This is a genomic window from Streptomyces sp. S186 (assembly GCF_051603415.1).
Lineage (GTDB): Bacteria > Actinomycetota > Actinomycetes > Streptomycetales > Streptomycetaceae > Streptomyces.
The window spans coordinates 59,440-77,091 of record NZ_CP193932.1 but is presented as its reverse complement, the minus strand read 5'-3'; the positions used below and the strand labels follow the sequence as shown (position 1 = coordinate 77,091).

Here is a 17,652-nt window from a genome sequence, read left to right as displayed (position 1 = left end):
GGCGTTGAAGAGAAGTGGCCTCATGTAACCGGGAGAGTGGTTTAGCGTTCCCGTCCGGGTGAAGGCACTGGCTCCGCGTCGTGCGTACGCCAAATGTGATGAGCGATCAATTCACACGACAGGAGTACACCGAACGTGGCCGTTCCCCACCCGAATCCCCACCCGAAGAAGCCAGGCACGTCGAGCGACGAGCGCCGCGCCTCAGATGCTTCATCCGCCTCGCAGCCTGTGCCCCAGCCGCACGACGCCCAGCCCTCGCGACGCGCCGTGGTCGCGGCGACCGGTGCCTCGGTGCTCGCCGCCGGTCTGACCGCCGCCTCCGGCACGCCCGCCATCGCACTGAGCCCCGCCACCGCACCCGCGACGGCGCCGACCGCAGTACCGCCCGGCACCGATCCCGCGGCGTACACCACCGTCGCCCGCGCCATCGCCGTCTACGACGAGCATGACAAACCCCTCGTCCCGACGTACCTGAAGGCCGTCGAACACGGTCTGCCCACCAGTCGGGCCAAGGCAACCAAGCGGGTCCTCATCGTCGGAGCCGGCCCGGCCGGCCTGCTCGCCGCCAACCTGCTCCACCGTGCGGGCCACGACGTCGTCGTCATCGAGGCCAACGGCAACCGCGTCGGCGGCCGTATCAAGACGTTCCGCAAGGGCGGCCACGAGAACGGGGAGCAGCCCTTCGCCGACCCCAGGCAGTACGCCGAAGCCGGTGCCATGCGGCTGCCCGACAGTCATCCCCTCCTCATGGCACTGCTCAAGAAGCTCGAACTCCCGCTGCAGGAGTTCTACCTGGTGGATGTCGACGTCGAGAGCCCGACGAAGCGGGCCAACCGTGCCTGGATCCACGTCAACGGCGTCCATATGCGCCGGGCCGACTACGAGAAGGACCCTGGAAAGATCAACGCCACCTTCGGCGTCACGGGCCCCAACCGCACAAAGACCGCATCCGCCATCCTCGCCGACGCCCTCGAACCCGCCATGCGGCTCATCCGGGGCAAGAAAGGCACAGCGCTGGTCGACGGGTGGGTGGAGATCCTCAAACGGTACGGCCACTGGTCCATGTACCGGTACCTCACCGAAGTCGGCGAACTCGACACCCGGACCATCGACCTCGTCGGCACCATCCAGAACGTGACCTCGCGACTGCACCTCTCCTTCACCCACAGCTTCCTGTCCAGTGCGCTGATCGACCCCAAGACCAAGTTCTGGGAGATCAAGGGCGGCACCGCACTGCTCACCGATGCCCTCTACAAGCCTGTGCAGGGAAAGGTGAAACTCAACCGGCGCGCCGTACGCATCGAACACCACGCCGGCAAAGTCAAGGTGCACACCGTTTCCGAGGACTGCCGGACCGGCCAGAGCGGTGTCGGTGTCACGGAGGTCTTCGAGGGCGACGAGGCGATCATCACCGTCCCCTTCTCCGGACTGCGCCATGTCGCCTTCAACCCGCCACTCGGCTACGGCAAACGCCGGGCCATCACGGAACTGCATTACGACGCCGCCACCAAGGTGCTGTTGGAATTCTCCCAGCGCTGGTGGGAATTCACCGAGGCACAGTGGGAAACGGCGCTGAACTCCATCGAGGACAAGCTCTACGACAGATACAAGACGGGCAAGGTCGACTCCGGCAAGTACCTCGGTGCGCACAAGTCCGTAAAGGCGCTGGGGGTGACGATCCCCGACCACGTCAAGAAGTGCTTCACCGCCTTCCGGCCCGACATGAGCAGCGAACCGGACGCCGCTCGTCTCCGCGGTGGCGGCAACGTCAGTGACAACACCAACCGCTTCATGTACTTCGAGCACGCGCAGCCCATGGCGGGCAGCGACGGAGGCATCATGCTCGCCTCCTACAGCTGGTCGGACGACGCCCTCAAGTGGGACGCCTTCGCCGACGACGAGCGGTATCTACGGGCGCTCGCCGGGGTGCAGGAGGTCTTCGGTCGCCGATGCGAGGTCTTCTTCACCAACAAGTGCAAGACCCAGTCGTGGATGCGCGACCACTACGCCTACGGTGAGGCTTCCGTGCTCTTCCCCGGTCAGCACACGGAACTGTTCCCCGACGTCCCCACATCCGAGGGCGCGCTGCACTTCGCGGGGGACCACACCTCCATCAAGCCTGCCTGGATCGAAGGCGCGCTTGAGTCCGCCGTCCGGACGGCACTGAAGGTCCACACCGGCTGACGGGGAAGGGAGCGGGGCGCGGGACATGGTGATAAACCTCGCTCCGGCGCCCCACGCACCAGGACACCGGGCCAGCCGACCTCTTCGTCTGCTCAACGACTGTGTAATCGTAGAGAGGTTGGCCGTTCCAGTTGCCATTGCCGGCACGGCAGACGCCGGCAAACCTCACGAGGGCAGAGCCGACGCCTCCTCCAGATGTGCCTTGAGGCGGTCGAGTGTGGTGCTGATGTGGGAGCCGTTGGCGCCCATCCGATCGCGCACACCGGTGATGAGGATGGCGGCGGGGATGAACCACAAGGGCACGCGCATCCAGTTGGTCTCGGTGACGACGCAGCCCTCCTCGGCGGGCGCGATGTCGTACTGCCAGCGTGCGATGGGGAGGGCGAGCGGTGTCGCCGTGACCTCGTAGGCGAAGCGCAGGGAGGGGGTTGCGTCGGTGACGCGGCACTGGGTGGTCCAGCGGCGCCGGCCGTTGCGGTTCCAGCCCTGGAAGCGCGCGCCCACCGCGGCTCCCGTGGCGCCGTCCAGACAGTGGACGCGATACGCCTCCTCGGTGAAGCGCACCATGGCGATCGGATCGCTGACGACCGCATATGCCTCGGCCGGAGTGGCGCGGACCGTTACGGATCCGACCGCGGCGGGCTCGGGGAAGCGGGGTATGCGCATCGGTGTCTCCTCGGCTGACGTACTCGGCGATGACATCAGCGGGGGAGACACCCGTCAAGGTTTCGCAGCAGCCGATGCCGGGCTCGAACCTCCGGGGCGGATTCCCCGATGGATGTCCGCCTGTGGGGGCAGCACTTCCTGCTCGGCGAGCGTGTCGGTGTCGGCTGGCAGGTGCTGCTGCCTGGGGCGGTGGCGACCATACTGGGCCTGACCGGCCTGCGCTGGTTCTCCTACCAGATCTTCTCCCCGCTCATCGTCACCAACGCGATCACCTACGGTGCCGTGGGCGCCGTGCTCGTCGTGCAGTCCTGGCTGGCTCATCGGGATCGGATTCGTGGTCTTCGGGGCGCACCTGATGAGTCAGATCCTTCGCTCTCGCCGTGTTGATCGGCGGTCTGTCGGTCCTGTGTCGGCGGCTTGTCGGAGGGGCCTGGCACCGTTCCGGAGATCCTGCCGAGTGCCCACCGGCAGGCACGCGACACGCAAGGAATCACCATGACCACTGACGTCACGATCATCGGCGCCGGACTCGGCGGCCTCACGCTCGCCCGCGTCCTGCACGTCCACGGAATCCCGGCCACCGTCTACGAGGCGGAACTCTCCCCGACGGCGCGCAGGCAGGGCGGGATGCTCGACATCCATGACGACACCGGCCAACCGGCCCTGCAAGCGGCCGGATTGATCGACGAGTTCCGCGGCCTCGTCCTGGAGGGCCGCCAGCAGTACCGGGTGCTCGACCGGGACGGGACCGTGCTGCTCGACATCGCCGACGACGGCACGGGCGGACGCCCCGAGGTGCAGCGCGGCGAGCTCCGAGGGATCCTGCTCGACTCGCTCCCGGCCGGCACCGTCCGGTGGGGGCACAAGGCCGCCGGCGTCCGTGCCCTCGGCGAGGGCCGGCACGAGGTGGCCTTCGCCGACGGCACCACCGCCGTCACCAGTCTGCTGGTCGGCGCGGACGGCGCGTGGTCACGGGTCCGTCCGCTGCTCTCCGGCGCGGCACCCGAGTACGTCGGCGCGTCGTTCGTCGAGACCTACCTCTACGACAGCGATATCCGCCACCCTGCCAGCGCCCGCGCGGTCGGCGGTGGGTCGCTGTTCGCGCCCGCGCCGGGGAAGGCGATCCAGGCGCACCGGGAGAGCGGCGGGACCCTCCACACCTATGTGTCGCTCTTCCGGCCGCAGGAGTGGTTCGCCGGGATCGGCTTCACCGATCCCGCCGCCGCGACCGCGCGGATCGCGGCGGAGTTCGACGGCTGGGCGCCGGAACTCACCGCGCTGATCACCGACGGCGACACCGCACCGGTCCTGCGGCCCCTCAACGCCCTGCCGATCGGGCACCGGTGGGATCGGGTGCGGGGAGCGACCCTGATCGGTGACGCCGCCCATCTCTCGGCACCGAACGGCGAAGGCGCCAACCTCGCCATGTACGACGGCGCCGAACTCGGCAAGGCCCTCGCCGCGCACCCCGACGACGTCGAGGCCGCGCTCACCGCATACGAGCAGGCCATGTTCCCCCGCAGCGCCGCGGCCGCCACCGAGGGCGCCCTCTTCTACGAGCCCTCCTTCGTCGACAACGCGCCCCACAGCCTGATCACCCTGCTCACCGGGCATGAGCAGGGCCAGCAGGTCGTCGCTCAAGTGCCTGCGAGCCGGTAGCCGGCGGCGAACTGCATACCGATCGGGAGTCCCGTCGCGGCGTCGGCCGTCACAGGCACGGACATGACGGGCGTGCCCCGCCACAGTGAACGCCGCGGTGAACGGCGAGAGGTCGAAGAGGCGGTGGCGCGCTGCCGGGGCCGGGCTCGCATTGATTCCGCGGTCAGCTGCTCCAATCCGGGCGGATATCCGGCACCTGCCACGGTGCGTACGGACATCAGCGACGTCACCGACACCGTCGACGTCACCCGCCACGCCTGCGCGCTGATCAGCGCAGAGCGTTGGCCCTCCGGCCAACAAACGACGCCCCCGACCAACAACGGGAACCAGCCAACGCCCCCGAAGCGTCCCACAGTTGCCGAACAGTGAGTGAGCCCTGAGTCCATCGAATGGCGAGTGAGTGAATCAGCCAGCCGGCGAAGGTCAAGTCGCCGATAAATCGGCCCTGTTGAGGAGGAATGTGTGGCCAAGCGTCGGAAGATATCCCGCCGGTTGAAGTACGGTCCCGGTCGCTCACGCCCCGAGCTCAGCCCGGACGACATCACCGACGAGGGCAACGATGAGGGTGGCTCGGCTGGAGTGCGTGAACCACGAACACCACTGCCCAACGCCCCGGGCCCGGTGGCCGTGGAACCTCCCACAGACTGAGCCTGCGGTGGCGTTGGCGGGGGCCTCGCCTCACCACGAGCGGACCCGGTGCTCGGCATGACTGTCAGGTTTTGGGCCCGCCCCTGGAAGCCGGACAGGGCACAAGAGGCCCACCGGTGGTGATCGATGGGCCTCAAAGGAGGGGCTGTGGTGTGCGCGGCGTATCAGAGAGGAATTCCGAGGATGCTCCAGTTGACCGGAGTGCCGTTCTCAGTGAGGAGGCCGCTCAAGGGCATCTTGACATGCGGTTGAATCGGGGTGCCGTCTCTGGACGTGGCCACGGCCGACACCGGCATGGAGCCGAGAAGCACAGTCACAAGCGCGAGACCGAAGAGTGTACGACGCGTATTTTTCATGTCGTGCCAACGATTCGACGACAACGACGTCACCGTAAGGTGCCTCCACCTTAGGCCGGGTGGGCGATCGCCGCTGCTTGGTTGGCCGCCCTCGAGCCGTCCTGACCGCCGTGGCAGGTGGGGGCCCGGAGCAGCGCCTGGGCAGACTGTGCATGGCATCATCGCTGATGGCCCGACATGCCTGTGACCGGCGGCACGGGGCCCGTGGAAAGCCTCACTGCACCCGCGGTTCAGCGTTCGCGGTGGGCACGGTCTGGGCCTCGGTGTCTGTGCGCCTGCGGACCTGGGACGCCGAACCCGAACACCATGCCAGGCCAGTCGGTGTCCGGCGCTCTGTCGTCGAGCGCTTTGCTGATTGCTCGTTCTTCGTAACTGAAGTGGGATTCCATGATGGCCGCCAAACCGTCGAGCTCACGTCCGATCGATTGCAATGCCGTGCCTTGCAACCCGGTGGCTTTCTCGGCGAGTTCGCCCACCTGGGACAAGATCGAGGCGATCACTTCGTGATCCTCGACCAGTTTCGCAATCGTTGTGGTGAGATCCGGGCGCGCCCGCAGCAACTGGGAGAACATTCCGTCGTCCTCACCCTTGTGGTGCGTGGTCAATGAAGCACAGAAGGCCAGGCAGTGGGTGAGAAGTGTGTCGTCCTTCAACCGGCGGTGTCCGAGACTGTTTCTGATCTCGTCGAGCTGGCGGAGGAGTTCTTGATGTGCCTGTGCGAGTTGTCGGCTCAAGGCGACTGTGCGGTCGCCGTCGTGGGAGGCCATGGATGGCGGTTCCTTCGGTTTCGCACCTCCATGCCTGACGTAGTCCGTCACCGGCACGCGATGCTGGCATTATCTGACCACGTGGAAGGCGCGACGGCAAGCACGGCCGCTGAGGCTGGGCCGCACGATGGGAGTCGGGTGTCCATGGCAGTTCGTGAGGGTGGTGTCGGGGGCTTTCAGGTCTGTACGGGGGTGGAGCCTCCCGAATGGTGGGAGAACGAGGAGCGGGCGGAGCAGTTGGAAGCCGCTGTGGAGGGACTGCGGCAAATCCGCCGTCTGGCCAACGTCGGTGTGTCCGAGCCTGCGGCACTACCCGCCGAGTGGGAGCGCCGCCAGCCGCTGCGTGTCGTCAGTCTCCTGCTGGAGGCGGGCAGGATCGTCCCGGCTGCCGTCGATCGGTCCGGTGCGGTGACCAGAACGGGTTACCGGACGAGCCTGGCGGCCGATGGTGGGGAGGGAGGGGGCAGAGGGGAGGGAGGGGTGCGCGTGGAGTGGGCCGGCCCGCGGGGGAGCGGAGCCCGCTACGAGGAACATGAGCAACTGGGGTGCTGCGCTTCGGTGTTGCGTCCATGGGGGTTCGACGCACTGATGGTCAAGGGCCCCGGGCACCGCTGGCACTTGGAAGTCGAGCCTCGTCCGCGCGGGTGCTGAGTCGAGACGCGTGCCAGTTGGCTGCACGATAATTTCGGCGAATTAGCCTATAGCTGCACCGGGGGCGAGGTGTCGCCGTTCCGGCTTGGGTTGCGGTGGCCGATGGTCGATGTCCGGTGGCAGTGGGTCGGGGCGCGCCAGTCGATCCACCTTCACCTTCACGCTCAACTTCGGGAATCCGTACGGGGATAGATAGGGACCTCCGGCTGGCCAGGGCTGAGGCGAGCGCGTCTTCCGTGCCTGAGTTGCCTGGGGCAGGCTGGTCGCGGCCGCACTTGGGAAGCCCTCCCTAGGCGTGTCCGGTGGGCTACTGACCAGGTCTGCCCGTATTGTCAACCGCGGACCAGAGAGTGGTCGGTTCATCGCATCCACCGGGTGGATTCGCTCTTGCAGACATGTCGCTGCGGGCCAGACGCGGCGGCGTACCCAGCACCCCGTTACGTTACCTGTCGTAGGAGGAACGCCATGTCCCGTAGCACTCGCCGAGCCGTCTCCGTCGTTATCGGAGCTGTTGCGCTCGTCGGACTCGTGGCCCCTCAAGCCAGCGCCGAGGAAGCCGCCAGTCCGGTCAAGAGGGTCATCACGAAGCTGGGCTTCCCGACGGCGAACGTCGACAATCTCGTGATCGATGCCGCCGGCGCAGCCAACGATCTCGTCTAGCCGCGTCCCCGTGAGGGCGTGAACAACCGCGGGGCGGGGCAGTGGACTGCCCCGCCCCGCGTGAACGACGGTTGTTGGTCAGTGTCTGCGGCCGCTGAGCAGTTTCAGCCGCTTTCCTGGGAACCGTTGACGGAAGCCACGATCATGCGAGACCGCGACGACCGCCCCTGGGTACGCCGCGAGCGCGGCCTCCAGCTCTTCGACCAGGTCGAGCGCGATGTGGTTGGTCGGCTCGTCCAGTACGAGCAGGTCCGCGGGCCGGGTTATCAGGTGCGCGATCTGCAGTCGCCGTTGCTGCCCCGTGGAGAGGGACGCGACCGGGACATGTAGGTCCTCCTCGCGGAACAGGCCCAGTGTCAGCAGTTGTTCGGCGTGCTCCTCAGGCAACCCGGGCCGGCCGGCGGCGAACGCCGAGAGCAGCGGCAGGTGTGTGCAGCGCGTGGGCAGTTCCTGCGGCAGGTATCCGATCCTGGCAGCGCGGCGTACCGTACCCGCATCCGGTTCCAGGTCGCCCGCCAGGACGCGCAGCAGGGTTGTCTTGCCGGCGCCGTTCTCGCCCGTGACCAGGAGCCGCTGCCCGTGCCTGATTGCCAGAGGCCCGTCCAGGCACAAGCGCCGACCGACCGCAACGCCGTCGAGCTCGGCGAGCGGGCGGTCGACGGGATGCTCGCCGCCTGCTGCTGACAGTGTGGCCGTGAACCGCAGCGGTTCCGGCGGCGGCGCCACCGGATTGCGCTGCAGATGGGCCAGTCGTTCCCGGACGGCCCGCACCTGACCGCCGAGCTTCGCCTCGTGCGACCGGCGGTGCTTGCCGAAGCCCTGGCGCGGGTCCTTGCCGGTGATGGCCAGTCGCTTCCCAGCGGCCTGGAGCAACTCCTCGCTACGGGCAACCTCCTGAAGCCAGTCCGTGTATGCCTGTTCCGCGCGGCGCCGGGCAGCGGCCTTGGCGGTGCGGTAGCCGGCCCATCCGTCACCGTACCGACGCACCGTGCGCGCATCCCGGTCGACCTCAAGGATCGCGGTGGCGATCCGTTCGAGGAAGCCGCGGTCGTGGGTGACTGCGACGACGGTGCCACGGTGCGCACGCAGGTGCTCCTCGAGCCAGCGCACGGCCGATGCGTCGAGGTGGTTCGTCGGTTCGTCGAGCAGCAGCAGCTCGGGGGCGGCGGCCAGGACACAGGCGAGTGCGAGCCGCGACTGCTCACCGCCGGAGAGTGATCCGAGTACGCGGTCGCGAGTGATCCCGGACAGGCCGAGCCCGTGCATGGCGGCGTCGACCCGGGCGTCCGCCTCGTATCCACCACGGTCCTGATAAACCGTCAGCAGCTCGCCGTACGCGGTGAGTTCGTCCGGGGACGCCTCGCCCAGGCGCTGCTCCACCGCACGGATCCGGCGTTCCATGTCGCGCAGTTCGCTCAGGGCGCGGTCGACGGCGTCCTGCACGGTGCGGTCCGGGCCGAGGCCGAGGGTCTGGGCGAGATGGCCGGAGCCGCCTGGAAAGCTGACGGTGATCTCCCCGGCGTCCGGCGACTCGGCCGCGGCGAGCAACCGCAGCAGGGTGGACTTGCCGGAACCGTTCTCACCGATGACGGCGGCCTTCTCGCCCGGGCGGACGGTGAAGGAGACCTGGTCGAGGACGGTCCGGGTGCCGTAGGACTTGGTGACGTGCTTGACGGACAGCTGCGCCACGGCAGCGGGCACAGCGGTATGGGCGCGTTCGCGCATGTGACTTTCCCTGAGAGTGCGAAGTGTCTACGGGCAGCAGAAACGGCGGTGTTGGCCGTGCCCGGACTCAGAGGAAGTAGAAGAAAGTCATGCCCTCACCATAACAGAACGATTCGTCTCGTCTCTGCTTCTCGAATGCCCTGACGGGTACGGCGGGTCAGCGCGATGGCCGCGGCCGACATCGCGGGCGCCGTGCTCTCCGGCCGGCCGAGCGCCTAAGCGGCGCATGGTTGCATCGGTCGGCTTGTGACGGGCGGAAGGCTTCCGTCCGGTCGGATATATCTTCCGTGGTACTCCGACCGGACCGCGTGGGTGGCAGCATGGCGGGGTCATGCCCGCAGCATCGCTGTCGAGAGGGGTGCGCGCCGCGCTGTTCGCCGCGGTGTGCGTCGTGCTGTCCGCGGCCGGCCATGCGCTGATGTCCGGTTCCGACGTCGCGTGGTGGGCGCTGGCCGCCGCGTTCCTGGTGACGGGGGCGGGTGCGTGGGGGGCAGCCGGTCGGCAGCGTGGTCCGGTGGCGATCGTGGGCGGGCTGCTGGGTGCACAGGTGTTGTTGCACCATCTCTTTGCGTGGGCGCAACGAGGGTCCGACGAGGCCACGTCCATGCACACGTCCATGCACACGTCCATGAACGCGTCGATGAACACGTCCATGCACATGTCCGTGAATGTGCCCTCCACGGCGCATTGCGGGCACGGTTCTCTCGGGATGGTTGTTGCGCACGGGCTGGCCGCCGTGGTGTGCGGGTTGTGGCTGTGGTGGGGGGAGAGCGCCTTCTTCCGTCTGTTGCGCTGCCTGGGCATGTTGGCCGTACGAGCCGTCGGGTCGTTCAGGCTGCTGATCGTCTGCTGCGTCCGTCCCGTACAGCGGACGAGCGTGTGGGCCCTGGCACGGGCGGAGCTTCCCGTCGACCGGTTGCGGGCGGCGTTGCTGTGTCATGTGGTGTCGCGGCGTGGGCCGCCGCCGGGGTCGGTCTACGTGGCTGTTGCTGAGTGTCCGTCGCGGCTGCCCGTGATCTCTGTGGTCGAGGGCGCGCGGCGGGATCTTTGCTGCCTTGCGGCCGCTTGTCCCGGTCCGGCACCCCTGCGGTGGTGACTGTCATCGGGCGGCGGTCGTCCATCTGCCGTGCCCTGGTGCGTTGGGCACCGGTGCGGCCGTATGACGAGGACCGAACCCCGAATGACACGCATACATTCTTGGCGTACGCGTGCGCTTGATCGCGCCGTGGTTCGCCGGCTGAGGGCCCCGTTTCGATTTCCGTGTCGCTTCCTGCCCGAGCCGAGGAACTCAGTTGCCGGCCGGGCCGTCCCGGTGGGCCGTCAGCGACTTCAGCAACCGGTCCGTCCAATCGGTGGCGGGGCCGGGTGTCGTATCGCTCATGGTGCGCAGCCGTTCGGCATCGGCGGCCCAGCGGCGGCAGGCCGCGCACCGGGCGAGATGCCGGTCGAGGGCCTCCGACTCAGGGGCGTCGCAGTCGAGTTCGCCGTCGAGGCGGGCGGAGAGGGCGGCGCGGTGGGGGGCGCAGATCATGGCTCCATTGTCGCTCCTACGAAGCCCCCCGTGGGTATATGTGCCGTCGTTTTCCCGGAGCCGGGGGCGGGGCCGGGGGCGTGCGATGGACGATGAGCAGGTGACCGCCCTGGCGTTGGCAGCCCGTGCCGGCGACTCGGCGGCAGTGGAGGCGTTCGTCCGGGCCACGCAGCGGGACGTGTGGCGGTTCGTTGCCCATCTGACCGATCCGCAGTCGGCGGACGACCTCGCGCAGGAGACGTTTCTGCGTGCGCTGGGCAGCCTGTCGCGTTTCGCCGGGCGTTCCTCGGCCCGTACGTGGCTGCTCTCGATCGCCCGTCGGGTGGTGGTGGACCGGTATCGGGCCGCCTCCGCCCGGCCGAAGAAGGCGGATGTGGCGGACTGGGAGGCGAGCGCGGAGCACTGTCAGCCGCATGGCCTGCCGGGTTTCGAGGAGCGGGTGGCGCTCGACGAACTGCTCGCCGGCATCCCGGACGACCGGCGGGAGGCGTTCGTACTCACGCAGGTGGTGGGCCTGCCGTATGCGGAGGCGGCGCAGGTGGTCGGCTGCCCGGTGGGCACGGTGCGCTCGCGCGTCGCCCGGGCGCGGGACCAGCTGATCACCCTGTTGCGGGCCGCCGAGGCTCCCGCGGAACGGACCCGCGCGGGCCGCGGCGAAAAAGGCCGGGAACCGAAGGCGTTCGGCGTCCGACAGCTCTCCATGGCCGGGGCGTACGCCCCCGGGACGCGGCACGCGATGAGTGCGGGGAGGAGGGTGTGATGGACGGGCTCGGAGTACGCATGGCCGAGGTCTGCTGCCGTCACGGCCGGCAGGAGGTGGTGCGCGAGGTGGATCTCGACATCGCCGCCGGTGAGCGGGTGGCGCTGACCGGAACCAACGGGTCCGGCAAGACGACGTTGCTGCGTGCGGTACTGGGGCTGCATCGCCATGTCGACGGCCGGATCGCGGTGGGCGGCAGGCCGGCCGGGACGGCGGCCGAGTGGGCGTGGCGGCGGCGGGCCTGTGCCTGGATCCCGCAACGTCCGGCCGTCGGCCACTTCCCGCTGCTGGTACGGGAGTTGCTGGCCAGCAGCGGGGCGGCGCGGGAGGCGGCGGAGGCAGCAGGGCGGCTGGGCGTCGGTGAACTCGCCGACCGGCCTCTGCACACGCTCTCCGGCGGCCAGCTCCAACGGGTCCATCTGGCCAGGGCGGTCGGGTGTGTGGCGGCCGGCGCGGGAGTGCTGCTGGCCGACGAGCCCACGGCCGCGCTGGACTTCGACGGGCAGTCGGAGGCGGCCGAGGTGCTCACCGGCCTGCCGGTGACGCTGATCGTGGTGACCCATGACCGGGGGCTGGCACAGCGGTGCGACCGGGTCCTGGAGATGGCCGCCGGGCGGCTCCGGGAGGTCCGGTGAACGGTATCGGGTTCGCGCACCTCGGCGATCTGCTGAGCCTGGTGCCGGTGCAGCGCGCGGGGCTCGCGCTGCTGCTGGCGGCAATCGGGCTGCCGGTGGTGGGTGTGGTGATCGTGGGGCTGGACATCATGCCGGTTCGCTTCGCGATGATGCATGTGGCGCTGCTGGGGATCGCGATCGGGATGCTGACCGGGCTCGACCCGGCGGTCTGCGCCATCGTCACCTGCGCCCTGGCCGGCGCCGGGATCAGCCCACTGGCCCGTACACCCGACGGCCTGTCAGGAGCGATGGGGCTGCTGATGAGCCTGGCCATCGCCGCGGCGCTGCTCGTCCTGGCGGTCTCGGGCGTCAACGCCGCCGGGGCCTTCGCGCTGCTGTGGGGATCGATCCTGTCGGTGGGCGACGGGGACGTGGCCGTCCTCGCCGTCCTCGCGGCGGTCGTCCCCGGGCTGTTCTGGTGGCGGCGGCGCCAGGTGGCGCTGCTGCTGCACGACCGCGAACTCGCTGTCTGTGCCGGGGTACCGGCGCAGCGGCTGACCCTGATCCTGCTGGTGCTCGTCGCGGTGGCGGTGGCCGGCGCTATCCGGCTCACCGGCGCACTGCTGGTGGACGCCCTCACCCTGCTGCCCGCGCTGGCCGCCCGCCGCCTGGGCCGTTCCCTGGGCTCGATCGTCGGCTGGGCGATCGGCATCGGCACGGCCGTCAACCTCGTCGGCTTCGTGCTGGCCCTGGTCCTGGACCTGCCGCCCGGACCGATTCTCGTCCTCGTGGCCGGGGCGACCGCCCTGGTCGCCCACCTCGTCCCCGAACGGAGGAACCGCTCATGGCACACGTCCGCGTCTCCTTCCTCTCCGCCGTCGCACTGACGGCGGGACTGTCCCTGCTCACCGCCTGCTCCGGCGGCGGCAGCACCGACGACTCCGCGCACGCCGGGGCCGACGGCAAGAAGAACGGCGGGCCGGTGGTCGTGGCCACCACCACCTGGGAGGCGGCCTTCGCGCACGCCGCCGGTGCGCAGGACGTCAAGGTCATCGTGCCGTCGACCGCGCAGCACGCCCCTGACTACGAGCCCAAGCCCTCCGACCTCGCCGCGGTCGCCGGCGCCGACTACGTGCTCTACGCCTCGTTCGAACCCTTCGCGGGGAAGATCAAGGAGGCCGCGGGGTCGAAGGCCGAACTCGTCGAGGTGAACCTCGACAACACCGCCGACAAGGCCACCGCCCAAGTGGCCTCGCTCGGAAGGAAGTTCGGCACCGAGAAGGCGGCCGCGGCCTGGACGAAGTCGTTCCGAACCGAGTACGGAAAGCTGTCCGCCGAGGTGAAGAAGGCGTGGCCGGGCGGTCGCCGTCCTGCGGTGGTGGCCCAGACGTTCTCCACCTGGGCCGCGCAGCTCGCGGGTGCCAACCTGGTCGGTACGTACGGGCCGGACCCGGTGAGCCCCGGCCAGGTGTCCGAGCTGTCGGCGAAGAAGCCGTCGCTGATACTGGACAACGTCCATATGTCCACCGGCACCGTCCTGCCGGACTCCGGCGCCAGGCAGGTGGAGATCGCCAACTACCCGGGCAAGGACCTGGATTTGTTGAAGGTGTATCGCGAGGCTGCGTCGGCGATCGAGAGAGGGCTGTCGACGTCCTGAGAGAGGGTCGGGGGCGTGGTCGACAGGTCGTCAGGTCGGTAGGGCGATGGGGTTGTGGAGGGCCGCGGATCTTCGCCGCGGCCCTCTCGCCTGCCTGTCCGGTCCAGTGGGTGTGCGCCTACTCCGCGTTGGCGCCACCGGTCTCGGTCAGCCGTTCACGCAGCGCCGCCCGGTCCGGTTTGCCCGCCGGGGTCAGCGGCAGCTCGTTCAGGAGCAGCAGCGCCTCGGGGTGCTTACGGCGCTCCAGGCCGCGCTCGTCGAGGTGCTGGCACAGCTCCTTCAACGTCAGCTCCTTCAATGCCATTTCCGGCGACGGCGGTTCCGGGACCGGTGGTGCCTGGCCCTGTTTCGGCACCACGCAGGCGCCGAGCCGTTCACCCATCAGCTGGTCCGGTACGCCCACGCAGACCACCTCCCGAACCTGAGGGTGCGTCAGGAGATGCTGTTCCACCTCGTTGGGACTGATGTTGACGCCACCCCGGATCACGATGTCCTTCAGGCGCCCCATGAGGCGCAGCGTGCCGCTCTCGTCCAGTATGCCGAGGTCGCCGGTACGGACCCAGCCGCCGGGGGTCCGGTAGCGGGCGTCGAGCTCGGGGGAGCCCACGTACGACAGCGGGGTCATCGGGCCACGGGCGACGATCTCACCCGTGACACCCGGCGGCGCCGGTACGACCTCGCCGTGCGGGGCGTCCAGGTCGGCGATCAGGATGTCGGCCACCCGGGGATCGGGGCGTCCGGCCGCGATGCCGGGCCGGTCGTCGGGCTCCGTTCGCCCGGCGAGCCCCGTATGGCAGTTCACGCCGTCGGCCGACCCGTAGAGGTTCACCACCGCGCAGCCGAAGGCGCGCCGGGCCTCGGCCGCGGTTCCCGCGTCGAGCGGAGCGCCTCCCAGCACCATCGCGGTGAGGGAGGAGGTGTCGGTCGGTGTGCGGTGGAGGCGATCGAGGAGCATACGGATCATGGTCGGTACGGCGAAGAGGTGCGTGGGGCGATGCCGGGCGATCGCGGTGAGGGCGGTGCCGGCGTCGAAGCGGTCGAGGAGGATCAGGGTGCCGCCGTGGCGGGCGAGGGTGACGGCGGTGCCGCTGCTGCCGAATGCCGAGGCCAGCGGCACCAGGTAGAGATTGCGCGGCGGTTGGCCGCTGTCCAGCAGGGACGCCATGACGTTGCCGCGCCCGCCGGCCAGCGCGTTGTGCGAGTAGGCCACCATCTTGGGTTCGGCCTCGGAGCCGGAGGAAACCAGGATGCGCACGGCCGCGTCGGGATCCGGGCGAGCGGGCGTGAAGGTGGCGCCATCGGCCTCCAGCAGCTCGTCGAAGGAGGCGGCGCCGGGCGGGGGCTGTCCGGGGCCGGCCGCGAACACCGTGTGAAGCGCCGGGAGTTCGGCGGAGAGCGTGACCAGGTCCTCGGCGTGGCGGCTGCCCCGGTGCTCGGTGGCGGCGATGACGGCGACCGCACCGGAGCGGCCGAGCAGCGAGGCCGCCTCGCATCTGCCGCGACCGACCGGAAAGGGCAGGACGACCGCACCGAGGGCCGCCAGGGCGAGATCGGCGACGACGGCCCGGCGCCCGCTGGGCAGCTGGACCCCGACGATGTCGCCGGAGCGCACGCCGGCGGCGGCGAGGCCGGCGGCCAGACATCGCGCCAGCCGGTCCAGTTCGGCGTAACTCACCTCTCCCTGTGGGTCGATGACGGCTCCGCGGTGCGGGTCGGCGCAGCGCCGGGCGCGGAAGAGCGCGTACAGATCGAGGTCGGGGCAGCTGCCGTCGGCCGCCCAGGAGCGGCGCAGCGCGGCCGGCACCAGATCGCGGATCGGTTCGCGCACCTCGGTCCGCTCCGAGGCGGCGGGCGCCCCGCGGGCGGCGGTCGAGTCGGTCACGGTCATTGTCGTCCGGGTCACGAAAGACTCCAAGGGGACGGGACGGCGGGTGCGCCGTGGGCGTCGCGGGTCAGGGCGCCGGCGAGCCGGGGATCGCCCGGGAGGCCGGCGAGTTCGGTGCTGACAGCGGTGGCGGCCAGCCCGCGGGTGCGCAGTTCGACGAGGGCTTCGGCGGTGGGCAGCCGTCGTAGGCGCGCCGCGTGGCCGGCGGCTTCGGCAGCGTGGACATCGGCCGGGGCCAGCCAGCCGTCCGCGGTCCGCAGTGGACGGCGGAAACCCGCCGGACGCCGAGGGTTGCGGCCGGCCTCCGCGCGGCGCAGGGCCGGCGCGGTGAGCATGTCGGCGGCGCCCAGCAGTGAGGAGTCGACGCGGATGCCGTGCCCGGTGCGTTCACGGGCGAGCAGACCGGCCAGCACGGCCTCCGCGCCCAGCAGCCCGCCCAGTAAGTCCAACAACGTCATCAGGGAGGGCGCCGGCGGCTCACCGGCGGGGCGGGCGGCCTCGCCGACGCCCGTTCTGGCCTGCATCATGAAGTCGGTGCCCACCGGCGCACCAGGCAGTTCCCGGCCGGCGAAACCACTGGTGTAGGCGTAGACCAGACCGGGGTTGGCGGCGGACAGTGCCTCGGTGTCCAGGCTCAGCTGCTCGGCCTTCCCCGGCGCCCAGTTGTGGAGGAACACATCCGCCCCGGCCGCCATCTCGCGCAGCCGGCCGCGCCCGGACGCGGACTTGATGTCGATCTCCACGGCCTTCTTGCCCCGGTTGAGGGCCAGCCACCGCGCGGAGAGGCCGGAGCACGTGGGCGGCATACCGCGCAACGGGTCACCACCCGGAGGCTCTATACGGATCACCTCCGCGCCGAGCAGACCCAGCAGGTGCGCGGCGAGCGGCGCCTGGATCCGGCGTCCGGCCTCCAGGACGACCAGGCCCGCCAGCGGACCGGCAGCCGACGGAATGCGAACGCGGGCGGCAGGTGGGGCGGCTCGGCCGGGCGCGAGCGCCCACGGCACACCCGCCGCACCGCCCTCCGCCGCCCGCTCCGCCAGTGTGTGGAGCCGGCAGACGTCCGCCCCCGAGATGTCCGCGGCGCGGCGGACCTCCGCCCAGCTACGGGCGCGGGTGACGGCGTGCAACGCGTCGGGCAGCGGGGCACAGCCCGTCGCGTACCGGAACTGGAACGGCCGCCAGCCCGCCCGTATCGCCTCCCGCGGCGCGCCCACCGCACGCCAGAAGGCCGCCCACACCGCGGGCTCCAGCGCCTCCAGCTCGAAGCGCGTCCCGTCGGCAGTGGTGAACGGCGGCCCACCCGGCCCCGTCGGCGCCGCTTCCCCCTCCTCCGCCCCGGCAGCGGCTATGTACTGGGAGACCGTCAGCAGCGCCGCCCTGTCCACCGCGGTGGAGACCGAGCCGTACGCGCCGCCGCGCGCCTGACCGATCAGTGCGGCGAGCAGCCCCTGCACCGCGAGGACGCCGGCGGCGGTCGCCGCGTAGTCGACGGCCAGACCGCGCGGGCCGCCCTCGCGCTGCCCGTGGACGGCCATCACCCCACAGACCGCCTGTGCGGTGGCCTCGTCGCACACCTCCTGCGGAGGGCATACGTCCGCCCAGCCCACGCGCGCCACCACGGGCGGATGCCCCCGTCCCGCCAGGATCAGTCGGGCACGGTCGGCCGGACCGCGGTCGGCGACCGGTGCGGGGCGGGCCCCCAGCGCCCGCAGATGACCGACGGCCGTACCGGCCGGACCGGGCGGGCCCGAAGCGCTCAACTCCAGCCCGTCGAGCGGCAGAGCCGTCCCCGCCGTCGTGGTGTGTGCCATGGCTGAACCTCCTCCGGCGGCGATGGCCGCCGCTTCGGCACCGGACTCGGCGCGGGAACCCGATGGCGGTCGGGG

Annotated in this window: 14 protein-coding genes and 1 pseudogene; 9 read left to right on the top strand and 6 right to left on the bottom strand. The window is 70.3% G+C overall.

Annotated features, from left to right (window positions below; translation table 11 throughout):
* Window positions 1–228 precede the first annotated feature (228 nt).
* Window positions 229–2,184, top strand: a complete 1,956-nt coding sequence (locus tag ACRAS8_RS00335) for an FAD-dependent oxidoreductase (RefSeq protein WP_438483663.1) — start codon at window positions 229–231, stop codon at window positions 2,182–2,184.
* Between the two features lie 165 nt (window positions 2,185–2,349).
* On the opposite strand, the gene ACRAS8_RS00330 is transcribed toward ACRAS8_RS00335, so the two are convergent.
* Window positions 2,350–2,850, bottom strand: coding sequence for an SRPBCC family protein (locus tag ACRAS8_RS00330; protein ID WP_438483661.1), 501 nt, complete (start codon window positions 2,848–2,850; stop codon window positions 2,350–2,352).
* Window positions 2,851–2,973: 123 nt separating this feature from the next.
* On the opposite strand from ACRAS8_RS00330, the pseudogene ACRAS8_RS00325 reads away from it, so the two are divergent.
* Both ACRAS8_RS00325 and ACRAS8_RS00320 read left to right on the top strand, forming a co-directional pair.
* Window positions 2,974–3,349: pseudogene (locus tag ACRAS8_RS00325) on the top strand (hypothetical protein); the annotation flags it as partial.
* Complete coding sequence (locus tag ACRAS8_RS00320; protein ID WP_438483659.1) at window positions 3,346–4,509, top strand: FAD-dependent oxidoreductase; 1,164 nt, start codon at window positions 3,346–3,348, stop codon at window positions 4,507–4,509. The pseudogene ACRAS8_RS00325 and the gene ACRAS8_RS00320, both read left to right, overlap by 4 nt.
* A gap of 1,234 nt (window positions 4,510–5,743) precedes the next feature.
* Here the strand turns inward: ACRAS8_RS00320 and ACRAS8_RS00315 are convergent.
* Window positions 5,744–6,280 carry a hemerythrin domain-containing protein gene (locus ACRAS8_RS00315; protein WP_438483657.1) on the bottom strand — a complete coding sequence of 179 codons (537 nt, stop codon included), beginning with the start codon at window positions 6,278–6,280 and terminating at the stop codon, window positions 5,744–5,746.
* Window positions 6,281–7,396: 1,116 nt separating this feature from the next.
* Between ACRAS8_RS00315 and ACRAS8_RS00310 the strand changes: the two genes are divergently transcribed.
* Window positions 7,397–7,591: a hypothetical protein gene (locus ACRAS8_RS00310; protein ID WP_438483655.1), complete on the top strand. Its 195-nt coding sequence runs from the start codon at window positions 7,397–7,399 to the stop codon at window positions 7,589–7,591.
* 78 nt (window positions 7,592–7,669) lie between these two features.
* Here the strand turns inward: ACRAS8_RS00310 and abc-f are convergent, their stop codons facing one another.
* Window positions 7,670–9,316, bottom strand: a complete 1,647-nt coding sequence (gene abc-f, locus ACRAS8_RS00305; protein ID WP_438483653.1) for a ribosomal protection-like ABC-F family protein — start codon at window positions 9,314–9,316, stop codon at window positions 7,670–7,672.
* Window positions 9,317–9,647: 331 nt separating this feature from the next.
* Between abc-f and ACRAS8_RS00300 the strand changes: the two genes are divergently transcribed.
* Window positions 9,648–10,412 carry a hypothetical protein gene (locus ACRAS8_RS00300; RefSeq protein ID WP_438483651.1) on the top strand — a complete coding sequence of 255 codons (765 nt, stop codon included), beginning with the start codon at window positions 9,648–9,650 and terminating at the stop codon, window positions 10,410–10,412.
* 192 nt (window positions 10,413–10,604) lie between these two features.
* Here the strand turns inward: ACRAS8_RS00300 and ACRAS8_RS00295 are convergent, their stop codons facing one another.
* Window positions 10,605–10,847, bottom strand: a complete 243-nt coding sequence (locus tag ACRAS8_RS00295) for a zf-HC2 domain-containing protein (protein WP_438483649.1) — start codon at window positions 10,845–10,847, stop codon at window positions 10,605–10,607.
* 85 nt (window positions 10,848–10,932) lie between these two features.
* Here ACRAS8_RS00295 and ACRAS8_RS00290 point away from each other — a divergent pair, with 85 nt between their 5' ends.
* The 4 genes from ACRAS8_RS00290 to ACRAS8_RS00275 are packed head-to-tail and all read left to right on the top strand — an operon-like array spanning window position 10,933 to window position 13,878.
* A complete protein-coding gene (locus ACRAS8_RS00290; protein WP_438483647.1) occupies window positions 10,933–11,607 on the top strand; it encodes a sigma-70 family RNA polymerase sigma factor in 675 nt (224 codons plus the stop codon).
* On the top strand, window positions 11,607–12,242 hold the full coding sequence (locus ACRAS8_RS00285) for a metal ABC transporter ATP-binding protein (protein WP_438483645.1): 636 nt from the start codon (window positions 11,607–11,609) through the stop codon (window positions 12,240–12,242). Before ACRAS8_RS00290 ends, ACRAS8_RS00285 begins: the two co-directional genes overlap by 1 nt.
* On the top strand, window positions 12,239–13,108 hold the full coding sequence (locus ACRAS8_RS00280) for a metal ABC transporter permease (RefSeq protein WP_438483643.1): 870 nt from the start codon (window positions 12,239–12,241) through the stop codon (window positions 13,106–13,108). The genes ACRAS8_RS00285 and ACRAS8_RS00280 overlap by 4 nt, the downstream gene beginning before the upstream one ends.
* Window positions 13,066–13,878 carry a metal ABC transporter solute-binding protein, Zn/Mn family gene (locus tag ACRAS8_RS00275; protein ID WP_438483640.1) on the top strand — a complete coding sequence of 271 codons (813 nt, stop codon included), beginning with the start codon at window positions 13,066–13,068 and terminating at the stop codon, window positions 13,876–13,878. Before ACRAS8_RS00280 ends, ACRAS8_RS00275 begins: the two co-directional genes overlap by 43 nt.
* A 118-nt stretch (window positions 13,879–13,996) precedes the next feature.
* On the opposite strand, the gene ACRAS8_RS00270 is transcribed toward ACRAS8_RS00275, so the two are convergent.
* Entirely contained in the window at window positions 13,997–15,766 is a 1,770-nt protein-coding gene (locus ACRAS8_RS00270; RefSeq protein ID WP_438490299.1) for a class I adenylate-forming enzyme family protein, read from the bottom strand.
* 11 nt (window positions 15,767–15,777) lie between these two features.
* On the bottom strand, window positions 15,778–17,577 hold the full coding sequence (locus ACRAS8_RS00265) for a CoA transferase (RefSeq protein WP_438483638.1): 1,800 nt from the start codon (window positions 17,575–17,577) through the stop codon (window positions 15,778–15,780).
* Window positions 17,578–17,652: the final 75 nt, after the last annotated feature.

Bases quoted from the DNA above. Each gene is read 5' to 3' on its own strand.
- ACRAS8_RS00330 (WP_438483661.1), bottom strand. From the start codon at position 2,850: ATGCGCATACCCCGCTTCCCCGAGCCCGCCGCGGTCGGATCCGTAACG.
- ACRAS8_RS00320 (WP_438483659.1), top strand. From the start codon at position 3,346: ATGACCACTGACGTCACGATCATCGGCGCCGGACTCGGCGGCCTCACG.
- ACRAS8_RS00315 (WP_438483657.1), bottom strand. From the start codon at position 6,280: ATGGCCTCCCACGACGGCGACCGCACAGTCGCCTTGAGCCGACAACTC.
- ACRAS8_RS00310 (WP_438483655.1), top strand. From the start codon at position 7,397: ATGTCCCGTAGCACTCGCCGAGCCGTCTCCGTCGTTATCGGAGCTGTT.
- abc-f (WP_438483653.1), bottom strand. From the start codon at position 9,316: ATGCGCGAACGCGCCCATACCGCTGTGCCCGCTGCCGTGGCGCAGCTG.
- ACRAS8_RS00300 (WP_438483651.1), top strand. From the start codon at position 9,648: ATGCCCGCAGCATCGCTGTCGAGAGGGGTGCGCGCCGCGCTGTTCGCC.
- ACRAS8_RS00295 (WP_438483649.1), bottom strand. From the start codon at position 10,847: ATGATCTGCGCCCCCCACCGCGCCGCCCTCTCCGCCCGCCTCGACGGC.
- ACRAS8_RS00290 (WP_438483647.1), top strand. From the start codon at position 10,933: ATGGACGATGAGCAGGTGACCGCCCTGGCGTTGGCAGCCCGTGCCGGC.
- ACRAS8_RS00285 (WP_438483645.1), top strand. From the start codon at position 11,607: ATGGACGGGCTCGGAGTACGCATGGCCGAGGTCTGCTGCCGTCACGGC.
- ACRAS8_RS00275 (WP_438483640.1), top strand. From the start codon at position 13,066: ATGGCACACGTCCGCGTCTCCTTCCTCTCCGCCGTCGCACTGACGGCG.
- ACRAS8_RS00270 (WP_438490299.1), bottom strand. From the start codon at position 15,766: ATGACCGTGACCGACTCGACCGCCGCCCGCGGGGCGCCCGCCGCCTCG.
- ACRAS8_RS00265 (WP_438483638.1), bottom strand. From the start codon at position 17,577: ATGGCACACACCACGACGGCGGGGACGGCTCTGCCGCTCGACGGGCTG.